This window comes from Winogradskyella sp. A2 (assembly GCF_046762865.1).
Classification (GTDB): domain Bacteria; phylum Bacteroidota; class Bacteroidia; order Flavobacteriales; family Flavobacteriaceae; genus Winogradskyella.
Genome location: NZ_JBKQXM010000001.1, coordinates 349418 through 363513, shown reverse-complemented (window position 1 = coordinate 363513; position 14096 = coordinate 349418). Strand labels below are relative to the sequence as shown.

11 protein-coding genes and 1 tRNA gene are annotated in these 14096 nt (G+C 32.9%); 3 read left to right on the top strand and 9 right to left on the bottom strand.

What is annotated here, in order from left to right:
* Positions 1-60 precede the first annotated feature (60 nt).
* Complete coding sequence (locus tag ACFWV9_RS01510; RefSeq protein ID WP_411893465.1) at positions 61-1458, bottom strand: peptide MFS transporter; 1398 nt, start codon at positions 1456-1458, stop codon at positions 61-63.
* A gap of 29 nt (positions 1459-1487) precedes the next feature.
* On the bottom strand, positions 1488-3719 hold the full coding sequence (locus ACFWV9_RS01505; protein WP_411893464.1) for a S9 family peptidase: 2232 nt from the start codon (positions 3717-3719) through the stop codon (positions 1488-1490).
* Between the two features lie 149 nt (positions 3720-3868).
* On the opposite strand from ACFWV9_RS01505, the gene ACFWV9_RS01500 reads away from it, so the two are divergent.
* Entirely contained in the window at positions 3869-5185 is a 1317-nt protein-coding gene (locus ACFWV9_RS01500) for a hydroxymethylglutaryl-CoA reductase, degradative (RefSeq protein WP_411893463.1), read from the top strand.
* A 1-nt stretch (position 5186) separates the two neighbouring features.
* Positions 5187-6104 (top strand): GYDIA family GHMP kinase, encoded by a 918-nt coding sequence (locus tag ACFWV9_RS01495; RefSeq protein ID WP_411893462.1) that lies wholly within the window; start codon positions 5187-5189, stop codon positions 6102-6104.
* Positions 6105-6156: 52 nt separating this feature from the next.
* Here the strand turns inward: ACFWV9_RS01495 and ACFWV9_RS01490 are convergent, their stop codons facing one another.
* From ACFWV9_RS01490 to ACFWV9_RS01460, 7 genes are all read right to left on the bottom strand, one after another.
* Positions 6157-8307, bottom strand: a complete 2151-nt coding sequence (locus ACFWV9_RS01490; protein ID WP_411893461.1) for a SurA N-terminal domain-containing protein — start codon at positions 8305-8307, stop codon at positions 6157-6159.
* A 94-nt stretch (positions 8308-8401) separates the two neighbouring features.
* Positions 8402-9691 carry a hemolysin family protein gene (locus ACFWV9_RS01485; RefSeq protein ID WP_411893460.1) on the bottom strand — a complete coding sequence of 430 codons (1290 nt, stop codon included), beginning with the start codon at positions 9689-9691 and terminating at the stop codon, positions 8402-8404.
* Positions 9692-9694: 3 nt separating this feature from the next.
* Complete coding sequence (locus ACFWV9_RS01480; RefSeq protein ID WP_411893459.1) at positions 9695-9886, bottom strand: hypothetical protein; 192 nt, start codon at positions 9884-9886, stop codon at positions 9695-9697.
* Positions 9887-9920: 34 nt separating this feature from the next.
* Positions 9921-10451 (bottom strand): LPS export ABC transporter periplasmic protein LptC, encoded by a 531-nt coding sequence (gene lptC / locus ACFWV9_RS01475; protein ID WP_411893458.1) that lies wholly within the window; start codon positions 10449-10451, stop codon positions 9921-9923.
* A 23-nt stretch (positions 10452-10474) separates the two neighbouring features.
* Positions 10475-11836, bottom strand: a complete 1362-nt coding sequence (locus ACFWV9_RS01470) for a hypothetical protein (RefSeq protein WP_411893457.1) — start codon at positions 11834-11836, stop codon at positions 10475-10477.
* A 15-nt stretch (positions 11837-11851) separates the two neighbouring features.
* The gene (locus ACFWV9_RS01465) at positions 11852-13171 is read right to left on the bottom strand and encodes a hypothetical protein (RefSeq protein WP_411893456.1); all 1320 of its coding nucleotides are present in this window, start codon (positions 13169-13171) and stop codon (positions 11852-11854) included.
* Between the two features lie 2 nt (positions 13172-13173).
* On the bottom strand, positions 13174-13899 hold the full coding sequence (locus ACFWV9_RS01460) for a type III pantothenate kinase (protein ID WP_411893455.1): 726 nt from the start codon (positions 13897-13899) through the stop codon (positions 13174-13176).
* A 102-nt stretch (positions 13900-14001) separates the two neighbouring features.
* On the opposite strand from ACFWV9_RS01460, the gene ACFWV9_RS01455 reads away from it, so the two are divergent.
* A tRNA-Phe gene (locus ACFWV9_RS01455) sits at positions 14002-14077 on the top strand.
* Positions 14078-14096 lie beyond the last annotated feature (19 nt).

Below are 14096 nucleotides of genomic sequence, written 5' to 3'. Positions count from 1 at the left end.
TAGTTAGTAAAGAAAAACCCTTGCACAATTTTATTGTACAAGGGTTGAATACTCTATTTTTTAGTTATTAATATCTGGATCTGCAAGCTCATACTTTTCAGCCTCAAGCATTTCGTGCTCATCATCTTCAGCTCCATGTGTAAGGCTTTCTAATTTCTTTCTGAATACCATAACTAATAGTCCAAATACCACACAGAAGACTGCTATACCAGTAAAGATTGTATATTCTCCTAATTTTTCAGAAGCCTCTCCAAGTAATCCAGCAAGTTTATTTCCAAAACCAGTCATGGCAAAATATACACCCATCATTAAAGACGCATACTTTAATGGGGCTAATTTCGTAATATAGGATAATGCTACTGGAGAAATACATAACTCACCAATTGTATGGAATAAATATGCAAGCACTAACCAATACATTGCAGAAGAACCCGCACTTTCATATTGACCTGCCGCAGCAGTCATAAAAAAGAATCCTGTACCCATAATGATGAGCCCAACTATCATTTTAAATAAGCCAGTAGATAATTTACCTCTTAACTTACGTGTTGCCCAATAGCCAGCTACAGAAGTACCAAGGAAAATAATAAACATGGCATTTAGGGATTGGAACCAAGACGCTGGAACTTCCCATCCCATTAACACACGATTTGTTTTCTCTGAAGCATAGATATTCATTAAACCACCTGCTTGTTCAAAAGCACCCCAAAAAACAATTACAAGTAAAAATGATATAAATAGTACAACAATTCTATCTTTTTCGATTTTGGTTAATGGTTTATTCATTGCTTCCTTTTCTAATTTATTCTCAGAAGTACCAAGGAAATTCCCAACTTTTTCTAAATATTTCAATCCAACTAAATATTGAATTAATCCAGCGGCCATACCAATTCCGGCAAGTCCAAATCCATAATGCCATCCGTGAACCTCACCAACATATCCTACGATTAAACTTGAAAGAAAAGCTCCTACATTAATACCAATGTAAAAAATAGTAAAGCCTTTATCTCGTCTAATATCACCTTGCTTATAAAGGCCACCTACCATAGTTGATATGTTCGGTTTTAACATTCCGACACCAGCTATAATTAATCCAAGACCTGTATAAAATGCCCATAGCTGTTCAACAGCCAAAATACTATGCCCAGCTACTAAAAGAATTCCACCATAAAGAACTGACTTCTTTTGGCCCAAAAATTTATCAGCTATCCAACCACCTGGTATTGATGCTACATATACCAACATGGTATACCATCCGTAAAGGGCTAATGCTTCTCCATTTGTCCATCCTAAACCTGCATTATCACCTGTTGATTGAGCTACCAAATACAATACAAGTATAGCTCTCATTCCATAATAGGAGAAACGTTCCCACATTTCTGTAAAAAATAAAACGAATAATCCTACAGGATGACCAAATAGCTCCCTTTGGTGTGGTTGTTTAATTAATGTTGACATATTATTTAATTTAGTTAGTTATTAGTTAGTTATCCTTTAATGTTTGATGCTTCTTGGTTTTCTTCTTTTTTAATTTCACGTTTATCACCTAATGTATCGTGAATAAAATTAGTCATTTTCTTGTACAAGTGAAGCCTCGTATTACCACCATAGATACCATGATTTTTATCTGGATAGATCATCCATTCAAATTGTTTATCTGCTTGTATTAAAGCTTCAACCATTCTCATAGTATTCTGTACATGTACATTATCATCGCCTGTACCATGAATTAACAAGAAATCACCTTTTAGTTTATCTACATGGTTTATTGGAGAATTTTCATCATAACCACTTGGGTTTTCTTGAGGCGTAGTCATATAGCGCTCTGTGTAAATAGTATCATAAAATCTCCAACTTGTAACTGGCGCAACTGCTATTGCCATATTAAAGACATCATTTCCTTTGAAAAGTGCATTACTACTCATAAAACCACCATAGCTCCATCCCCAAATTCCAATTCTAGAATCATCTATATAAGGTAAATCTCCTAATTTCTTTGCAGCAGCTATTTGGTCTTCCAACTCATATTTACCTAGCTCATTTTGAGTTACTTTCTTAAAATCTGAACCTTTAAAACCTGTTCCTCTTCCATCAACACAAGCCACAATGTAGCCTTCTTGTGCCAACATTTGATACCAATAATCATTTGTGCCATTCCAACGATTTGCAACTTGCTGTGAACCTGGGCCTGAATATTGATACATGAACAACGGATATTTTTTGCTTTCATCAAAATCTGCAGGTTTAATCATCCACATATTAAGATCATTGCCATTGACATTAATGGTAGAAAATACTTTTTTAGAGGTCTGGTAGTCACCTATTTTTTGAGCTAATTTGTCATTGTCCTTAATACTTTTTACTACCACGCCTGACTTTGCACTATTTAATGTGTATTCTGGCGGTGTTGTTGCGCTAGAATGCGTATTTATAAAGTACGTGAAATCTGCACTGAATGAGGCACTATTTGATCCTGTAGATTTAGTTAAACGCTTCTTGTTTTTGCCATTCAGTTTAATTGAATAAATATCTCTATTGATAGAACCGTTTTCAGTGGATTGAAAATAAATAGTATTTGCCTTTTCATTAAAGCCATAATAATTGGTTACTTCCCAATTCCCATTGGTTACCTGATTTAATAAATCACCTTCTTTAGAATAATGATAAATATGATTGAAACCGTCTTTTTCGCTGGTCCAAATAAAACTATTATCCTTTAGGAATGTGAGATCAAAGGTTACGTCTATATAAGCTTTGTCCTTTTCTTCGAGTGCTAATATTGAAGTCTTAGATTGGGTATTAATCATCCAAAGATCAAGCTCATTCTGATGTCTATTCATATATTGAGCACTCAATAAATTTGCATCCTTAGTCCAGTTTATTCTTGGTATATAAAAATCTGTATAAGATTTACCAACATTCAATTCACTTAATGTCTTAGTATTTAAATCGTATAGATGTAGTGATACTATAGAATTGGTCTCACCAGCTTTTGGATACTTAAATACTTGTTGGGTTTGGTACAAATCTGAACCGTAAACATCCATGGAAAACTCTGGTACATTGGTTTCATCAAAACGAATAAATGCTATTTGATTACTATCTACATTCCAATCAAAAGCTCTTACAAAACTAAATTCCTCCTCATATACCCAATCTGTGATACCGTTTATGATCTTGTTCTTTTCACCATCAAAGGTTATTTGCTCAACAGCTCCAGTCGTAAGATCTTTAATGTATAGGTTGTTTTCAAATCCATAAGCAATTTTAGATGCATCTGGAGACAAGGTTGGTTCTTGTACCAATTGGTCAGAAACTTTTACTAGGGACTTGGCGTTGATATCATATACATAATATTCACCTAATCTAGAGCGTCTAAAAATAGGCACCTCATTTGCTGTTAATATTACTTTGGACTCGTCTAGACTGAATGTATAATCAAAAAAACCTTTAATTTCTTCTATCTCTTCAGAAGACACTAAGGTTTTTTCTTTTTTTAAGGTTTTATAATCATAAATATCTATTGTTGAATTTCTTGTTTGCCTATCAAAATTCAAAATGGAATATTGTTTTCCGTTATTCATAGAATGTAGAGCTTGCATTCCTTCAGTTCTAAAGGCACCACTCCAAATTTCTTCAAGTGTTATTTGCTTATTTTGACAGTAAATTAAAGAAGTAGTAATAAAGCTAATAATAGCTAGAGTATGTTTCAATTTCATATATACAATTTTCAAAATAACGATGTCAAGTTTACTAAAAATAATGCAAAAAACCGCCTTTATTAACAGTAAATCCGCAATATTGAAGGTAAAAACACATGTTTTATACCAATCCTCAGTATCTTTGTGTTTTTTAAATTTAAAGGATTATGTCTAATATGATAGTTGGCTTTTCAAAGCTTTCAAAATCAGAAAAAATTGAATGGCTTCTAAATACATATTTTACCAATATTGAGGCATCACGGGACCTTGTAAAAAAGTACTGGAACACTGATAAAAAACTTCAAAAGCTTCATGATGAGTTTATTGAAAATACAATAACCAATTATTACTTACCATTAGGTGTTGCTCCAAATTTCTCAATAAATGATTCATTATATGCCATACCAATGGCTATTGAAGAAAGCTCAGTCGTTGCAGCAGCAAGTAAAGCCTCTAAATTTTGGTTGGAACGTGGTGGATTTAAAACCAAAGTTATTTCTACTACTAAAATTGGACAAGTCCATTTTATTTACAAAGGTGATTTTGAAAAGCTAAAGGGTTTTTTCGATGATGTCAAACCTAAATTAATTGAAGCTTCAAAAGACATTACAAAAAATATGGAACGTCGCGGTGGTGGCATATTGGATATTGAATTAAGAAATAAAACAAATGACATAGATAACTACTATCAACTCCATGCTTCTTTTGAAACTCTAGATGCTATGGGTGCTAATTTTATAAATTCTTGCTTAGAGCAATTTGCTAGCACCTTAAAGAACGAAGCATTGAAAAATGTTGATTTTAATGATGAAGAAAAATCTATAGATGTTGTTATGAGCATCTTATCTAACTATGTTCCAAATTGTTTGGTTAGAGCAGAAGTATCATGTCCCATTAAAGATTTAAAAAGTAAGGATATTCCAAATCCGGAAATATTTGCTAAGAAATTCAAACAAGCCGTAAGTATTGCAGAAGTAGAACCATACAGAGCTGTAACCCATAACAAAGGAATAATGAATGGTATTGACGCTGTGGTATTGGCAACTGGTAATGATTTTAGAGCAGTTGAGGCTGGTGTGCATGCCTATGCAGCAAGAAATGGAAAATATTTAAGTCTAACACATTGCACAATTGATAACGGTTTGTTTAAATTTTGGATTGAGATTCCTCTTGCGTTGGGTACTGTCGGTGGATTAACTAGATTACATCCTCTAGTAAAGTTTTCATTAGAATTACTTAAAAATCCAACTGCAAAAGAACTAATGCAAATTGTCGCCGTAGCTGGTTTAGCCCAAAACTTTGGCGCAGTTAAATCCTTAACAACTACAGGTATTCAGCAAGGTCATATGAAAATGCATTTAATGAATATTCTAAATCAGTTTGAAGCAACAACTGAAGAAAAAACAAAACTAGTAGAACACTTTAAAACCAATACGGTTACGCATAGTGCCGTAGTTGATGCTATCGAAAATTTAAGACGTTAATTTGAAAACCTATAGAAGCAACGGTAAATTGTTACTTACAGCAGAATATGCTGTACTTGATGGCGCAAAGGCATTAGCAATACCGACAAAGTATGGTCAAAGCTTAGAGGTTATTGAAAATAATTCTAACAAAATCAACTGGAAAAGTTTTAATGAATTAAATGAAATTTGGTTTGAAGATAATTTTGATTTGAATGAGGAAATAGAATATCAGAATCACAAATCTAAAAATCCAATATCGGATCGTTTGCTCCAAATATTAAAGGCAACTCAAAAACTTAATCCGGATTTTTTGAGGAATGACCAAGGATATGATATCATAACTAAACAAGATTTCAATAGATTTTGGGGTTTAGGAACCTCATCTACTTTAATAAATAATATAGCCAATTGGGCTGATGTAAATGCTTACGAATTATTGGATATAACATTTGATGGCAGCGGATACGATATTGCTTGTGCTCAAAACAACAGTCCTATTACCTATCAATTAAATGTTAAATATAATCCTAGAGTTGAATTAGTCAATTTTAACCCTTCGTTTTCTAACAATCTTTATTTCGTTTATTTAGAACAAAAACAAAACAGCAGAGAGGGTATAGCTAATTATCGTAGCAAAGGAAAATTAGATTCATCTATTTTAAATAAAATAAATCTAATTACTGAGACAATAATTAAAGTAGATACCATTGACCTATTTAGCCAGCTTTTAGATGAACATGAAAGCATCATATCTAAACTTATAGGTTTAGAGCCAATCAAATCCTATTTATTCAATGATTTTAACGGAACTATAAAAAGTCTTGGAGCTTGGGGTGGAGATTTTGTTTTGGTTTCATCTAAAACAGATCCTACCAGTTACTTCAGGTCAAAAGGGTATAGTATAGTTATACCTTATAATCAAATGGTTTTAAAATAAAATAAGCCTCACATCACTGCAAGGCTTATTTGATAATTTAAACTAATTATGTTTAATATACTGTCTTAGCTCTATTATCTTCAATATCAGCAGCGTTTTCTAATGCTTTATATACTTTGGCTTGTACTGTATTTCTTATTTCGTTATTTAATCTATTAATGATAGCATTATAGTTATCTAGCTTAGTCGCATCATTAATTTTTGTTACCTCAACAACATACACACCTCTATCTCCATCAATTGGTTTAGAAGTTTCCCCTTCTGCAAGACCAAATGCTGCACCTACTACTTTTGGCTCAACTCCTGCACCTGATAATGTTGTACTTTTAATTGTAAGTGCTGAAGCCGTTCGTGGACTTTGCCCTTGATTTGAGGCTATTTCATTAACGTTCGCCGCAGAGATTTTCTCACGAATCATCTGCGCTTTCTTTTGCTTTCTGATTTCAGGTAATGCTGTGATTGAAGCATCTTCAACACTCATTAATCCTTCTTCGTTTTTCTCAACTAATTTTGCAACAACAAAACCAAATCCAGAAATTGGGAAATTCTTAAACTCACCTACATCTGTATCTTCTTCAAAAGCCCATCTTACAATTTCTCTTTGACTACCTAAACCTGGTATGTTTTCATCTAATTCTTTAAATGTAATTGGCTTTACAGTTAACTCACGTTCTTTTGCTAGCTCATTAAAATCAACATCCTTTGCTGAAATCTCAAATTTAGACATCTTGTTAAACACATCTTGAAGTGTTTGTTCTGATGGTTCAATCTTATCTGCTAATGTTGCTAATTTATATGTTTTGTTGAAGGCTTTTTGCTCTAAAACTTCAATTACATGATAACCAAATGATGTACCGACTACATCAACGTCACCTACTTTATTATCAAAAGCATAAGCTTTAAACTCTGGAGCCATACCGGCATTATAAGCAAATTCTATTTCTCCATCTTTCTCATTACTCACTTTATCAGATGATAACTCAAGTAAATCCATGAATTTCTTACGGCCACTTGTAATCTCTGCAAGAATACTATCTGCTGTCTTCTTGGCTTCTTCTGGTGTTTTAGTTATAGTAGCATCTGCTCTTTGGCCACCAACATAAGGCACTAATATATGACGTACCTTAACTGAATCTGGCAATTGCTTAACTTCAATTAGTTTTGATAATTTGTAATACTCACCGTCTTTGTAAGGACCATAGTAATCACCAACTTCCAAATTCATTAAACTGTCCTTAGCTACACCTGGTAATTGCACTTCTCTTAAGAAGGTGTCGCTGTATTTTATATCTGAATAGTAATTAACAAATTCTTCAATATCTGTAGCATTATCAAATCCAGGAATAGTATCTGTATTCTTGCTACTATCATTATATTCTAGTCTATCAGATTTAAGTGCGACTAAATCAAATTTTATTTTATCCTCGTCTGCAGTTGAAGCTTCTTCTTTAAACTCTACGTAAACTAACTCTCTACTTGCATCAACTTTAAATTTATCCTCGTTGTCCTTAATGTATTCTTTAATATCAGACTTTGTTACTTTAACTAAACTATCTGCAATACTTGTGTAAGGTAATTGGACATAACGCACATCTACAGTTTTAGCATCACCAAAATAATCATCCTCAGCTTCTGTAATTGTTGTTCCTATCCCAGCTTTAATCATATTGTAATACGATTGTTGCACAGCATTAGTCGCAATAGTTTGTTCATTGTTTGCCCAGCTTTCATAATTAACCAAGAAATTGCCTAATGGAGCCGTTTCTCCATTGAGATCCTTAAGATTTGCTATAAATGCATTTAAACGGTTAACATCAAACTGACCATTTTCATCTTGGAATTCTGGATAAGAAGAGAAACTAGTTTTTAATAAATCTCTCATTTCATCCTTCTCAACAGCCAAACCTAACTCTTCAAATTCTGTATCTAATAAAATTTTACGCAATTCTTGGTTATAGATAGCATTCATTGCCTGAGTAGACGTTTGCCTTCCTCCTGATCTATCTTGATAATTTTTAACCTTCTGCTGAAATTCTGTTCTATTGATGTCTTTTCCATTAATGGTTGCAATAACATCTTGATTTCCTCCTGCCAATGCATCAGAATTTCTGAATAAATCACCAATTACAAAGGCAAACAATGCCATTGCAATTACAAGGATTAAAACGAGCGAACGTTGTCTAATTTTATTTAAAACTGCCATAGTCTTTTGATTTGCTATAAATAAGTCTGCGAAAATAGCATTTTCTAGCAAATAATAAAAGGAGAAATCTAGTTTTTAAAGGAGTTATGCGGTTTTAATCCACTTCAAGAATTTTAAGTAAAACAACATCAATTTTTGTGCTTGATACTTCCTCTATAGTAAATTTGAAATTATCGATTTGCACATCATCTTTTTCTTGCGGAATTTCTTGTGCCACCTGAACAATTAAACCTCCCAAGGTTTCGTAATTTTCACTCTCAGGTAGATTTAACTTATAGGTCTCATTTATGTAGTCTACCTCTAACCTAGCAGAAAACCTAAATTGGGTGTCATCAATTTGCTCTTCGGTCAATTCAATTGTATCATGCTCGTCTTCAATCTCACCAAATAATTCTTCAATGATATCCTCAACCGTCATAATACCACTTGTACCACCATATTCATCTATCACAACAGTCATACTACGACTCTTTTTAATTAAAATATTTAGTACATCTTTAATTAAAATAGTTTCTGGAACAAAACTTACAGGGATAATAATTGATCCAATACTTTTTGGTTTTTTGAAAAGCTCAAAAGCATGGACATAACCCAAGATATCATCAATATTATCTTTATAAACAATGATTTTGGTCCTTCCCGTTTCAATAAAAAGGTTCGTTAGGTTTTCAATAGATTCATTAATATCTACTGCTGTAATCTCCGTTCTTGGTATCATTACTTCACGAGCCTTAACATCTGAAAATTCAAGCGCATTCTGAAAGATTTGTATTTCACTATCAACCTCTTCATGGTCTTCAACAGACTCCATTTGCTCACTAATATAATTACCAAGCTCAACCTTAGTCATAGCAAGTGCTACATCCTCTCCTTTTGTTTTAAAAACATACTTTAAAATTATATCTGATAGCCAAATAACAAGATCTGATATCAATGAGAAAATCACATAAAAAACATACATCGGAAATGCTAATACTTTCAATAGTGTGTTAGCATAAATCTGAAAAAACACCTTTGGTAAGAATTCAGCGGTTATTAGTATGACAATTGTGGATATTACCGTTTGAGTTAATAGTTGTAAATCAACAAGGAGGTATTCTAATGTAACACTATCATTTGGCAACATTGATTGAAACCATTTTACCAAAACATCACCCATTTTCAAACCATATATAACTAATGCTATATTGTTACCAATCAGCATGGTGGCAATATATTTTGATGGTTTTGCTGTGAGTTTAGTTAAAACCTGACCCAGGAAATCACCTTGTTTTTTCTCTAATTCTATATGGATTTTGTTAGAGGACACATAGGCAATCTCCATTCCTGAGAAGAATGCTGAAAGCAGTAATGAAATTACAATTATGACTATATCAGTAGTCATCAATTATTGATTATTTCGATCGTCGAATTTTTTTCTAAATCTTTTCCTAAAAAAGAACATAAAAACAGCTAAGGCTGTAAAAAAGAAGCTTAAATAAGCACTATTTCTATCCGTACTCCATTCTGAAATACCTTTATAAAGAAATAGAAATGCAATAACCAAATATGCGTACTGGAAGAATTTTAATAATTTCATTATTTAAGAAAAATCGATTAGAGCACAAAGATAGTTAATTATCAATTTCAAAATCACCACCCATTTCTAACATCTGAAAGTTCTTGAAATCCTTATCTGAGTCAAATCCATTACCATGTAAAGGTCCATATGTAAATGGTTCATTTGTAAAAACCCATTCTAACTTTTCATTGTAATAAAGCTGGTCTGTCAACAAGGTGTCGTTATCATGTGTGGCGATAATTACATTATCTCTAAGATCTATAATATCCGTATCGTTGTAGATGATAGCATAGTCAGCAAATATTTTTGTTTGCTTATTATCATCGCCATAAACAATAAGCTCAATACCTTCAGGAAATTCAGAAAATGAAAAATCCCTATTAGAGTAATCTAGCATTTTAGGGCTTAATAGGTTAGCTAAAAGTTTCACAGAATCATCATCAAATTCTGTGTATTTTAAATCAATATTTTCAGCTTCGCCTACTGGCTGGTTTTGAAGTACGCCTACTTTCTGCACTTCGTCAAAATTATTTTTACATGAAAAAAACAAAGTCACAGCAATTGCTGTGACTAGGTTTTTCATAATATTTATTTTATCTGAATTCATTAAATGTTTGGCACTTTAACCGAACGCTGAATCCAACAACCTATTTTAATAGTTTGACCAGCATTACCTTTTGTAAAGATATCTGCCTTAGATGGTGCACTCGCTCTGTAGCTTGTTGCAGATTGTGCAGCCGCTTTTCTTAAACGACCATCTACACGTCCTGCTTTTTCTGCTGTACTTGCCGCTAACCAAAACACTGCTCTTTTACTAAAATTATCTGTACCACAATTGTTAGCAGACTTTGCATACATATTTGCAATTTTTAAATATGGTGATCCGTCTGAAGGATTTAGCTTTATAGACTCCATAAAGTATTGTCTTGCTCTACCGTAACTACCTTTTTTTCTGAAGTCATCAGCTAATTTTTTGTAAAGCTTAGCCTTTCTAAGCGGATCAGTCTCTAATTGAACCGTTTGATCAAAATACTTTTGTTCACCAGTAAGTAAGTAAAGATAGAAAGCTGTATCTGCATTTGGCTCAATACTGTTCTTTTGTTCAACTAACTTTAAGAATAATGGATCATCTTTACATCCTTTAGCAAACATTCTGTTCATTGCACGTTGCAACCAAACTGTATTACTTTTATTCTCTTCGAAGTCTTTTTGATAAAGTGGTATTAATACTTCACAATTAGCTCTTTGACCTAATTTAGTATCCATACTAGAAGTAACTTTTTCAAAAGCTCCTAGATTTGCTTCGTAATTTTTCTTGTAACTAGCTTCTTTCTTAGTTAAATCAGTACCGCCTTCTTCCTTCTGTACAAGCTTATTTAACTTTTCAGTATAACTCTTTTCAAGTTTTTCAATCACCTCGATTACATCATCATACTTATCAAACATTTGTTGTGCTGTTTTCTTTTTGGCATCATACAAGTCTACTATTAAAGAAAAGTAAGTATATAAACCCTGAGCACTTGTAAAGTTTGTAGCATCTTTAGTGTAAGCACCATCAAACATATTATAAATTTGATCTGCCGATGCATTAAGCTCTTTTCTATACTTATAGGTTAACTGAGCCTTATCTGACTCAACCTCACCTAAAGGATACTTTGACGCAAAGTTCTCTCTTGCCTGGTCCCAAAGTAAAAGCAAGTCTTTAATATGCGCTACTTGATCTGCTCCGCTAGAATTTTTGATTTTATGCTTAAGGATTTTTTCACCGTGCGCATAAATTGCTCTATTGAATTTTGGACATTTGTTACGTACAATATTCCAAGGCCCATAAGCATCATCATACTTTTTACTCTTAACATAACTATCAAATATTGATAGATTGTTCATACACTCTTCATCTTGTTGTGCCACACTTAAATTGAAGCCCATAAAAAGTGCAATCATCAATAATGTAATTCTCGTCTTCATCTTTATTATTTATTGTTAGTTATACTTTCTTTGTTGAAACCATCTAGAGTTCAAAGATAAACTTACGTTGAAATTTATAAAATTCTCTTGAATTAAGTTTTCATTTGTTGTACCACGCTGTCCAAATTCTACACCTAAATTAGCATTTGAAAATAAACTTCTGTCGCCAACTGGTAAACCTAGACCAAAAGATATGCCAAACTCCTTAATTGACTCATCTTTTACTACTAAACCAGTATTTGCAAAGTTAACACCTGCACGGTAAACCACACGTTTAAAATAGCCTGAGAACGCATCATAGTTGGGAATATAAAATCCACCAAGGGCAATTTTAGACGAGTTTTCATAACTAGAAATTTCATTACCAAATATTGGATTTGAAAAATCACTTGTATTTCTATACGTAAACTCGGCACCTACAAACCATTTTTTTGACTTACCTAATCCCGCTCCAAACGACAATCTAGAAGGTATAGTAATTTTAGTTTGCTCTAATCCTTGTGCTTCTAAATCCTCTTCAAGCGTATTTCTAATTATTTCGCTTCCTGTAAAAGAATCAAACAACAATGTAGAATAAGATCGCTCATTACTCGAGGATAATTCACTTTCTGGTGCATATGTTGCAGTTGCAGAAAGCTCTAGCGTATTATTAAGCATCGTTTTAAATGCCAATCCAAAATTTAAATTTAATCCACTAACATCAGAACGTGTATTCTCTCTGGTTTGATACTGCACCAATTCGCCTTCAGGTGTATACTCTAAGGCTAATGCTGAGTTTTCAATTGTTCCAAAATTATAATTTACATCTACACCAATCCCTAATGATTTAGAAATCTGATAACCAAACCCGGCAAAAACTCTGTTGGTACCTCCTTCACCATTAAATCTGTATTCAAGATCACCATCATCGTTGATATCTTCTATCTTGTAACCAACAGATGTGTAAGGTAAAAGACCAAATCCAAATCCAAATTTCCCTAAAGGTACGGAAAGTGCTAGATAATCAAAAGTTGCAGAGTTAGTATTTACATCTGCATTATCTCCTTTTAAATTCACTTCAGATACGGTTCCGGCGACTGTGAACTTCACAGGTCTACTTTCACCATTAAAAGGATAGGCATCTACATTTTTACCAGTGTAAGAAGCTGGATTCCTAAGATTAACATGAATACTATCTAAATATACGCTAATACCTCCCATACTTCTATTTTCTACGGTACCTTTAAATTTAAGGCTTCCAATACCATAAAAGGAATAAGGTGAAGCTGTGCCTTGCTGAGCGAAAGAACAAGAACTAATAATTGTAATTGCTATTACAATAAGTCGTTTTATCATTATTATGTGTTATAATCTAGGAGGAAATTCAACCCTTCCAATAGAAAATTTGAATTCGCAAATATGCTATTTTTTAATTGGTTTGACAAAAAATTGGCATCGCCTCCTGTTAAAATAACTGTTAAATCTTGATGATTTTCTTTGTAATACTCAATTAGACCATCAATTTCTTTAATAACACCATTTACAACACCAGAATGAATTGATTCTTCTGTAGAGTCACCAATAATTGATTTTGGTAGGTTTGTTTCTAATAACGGTAAATTGGCGGTTAAATTATTTAATGCTTTATATCTCAGTCTAATTCCTGGTGAAATAGCTCCTCCTAAGTATACATTTTCATCAGTTACAAAGTCATAAGTAATACAAGTACCTGCATCAATTATCAGCACATTCTTATCAGGGAATTTATCTACTGAAGCACTCACTAAGGCAATTCTATCCACGCCCAATGTTTCTGGTGTTTCATACAAATTTTTGAACGGTGTTTTGAGTTCATGGCTTAATACAATAAGCTTTAAATCATCATCAATAATTTCTACCTGTTTTTTAGAAAGACGACCCACGGAAGAAACAATAGCTCTATTGATTTTTGGATATTTTTTTTTAACCGATTTGAATTGCTTTTTAAACTCCGACAATTCAAAACTTATCTTGTATTCCAATTTATTTCGCTTATATACGGCGAACTTCACAAAAGAATTTCCAACATCAACAATAAGATTCATAACGGTTATGTATGAGACAAATTTATAAAATCAATTTTTACATTTTTCTTTTTGTGAATAATAAAATTGAATATATATTTGCATCCGCTTCAATAAGCAATTGGTGCCTTAGCTCAGTTGGTAGAGCAAAGGACTGAAAATCCTTGTGTCCCTGGTTCGATTCCTGGAGGCACCACCATCAAAAACCCGATTCAAAT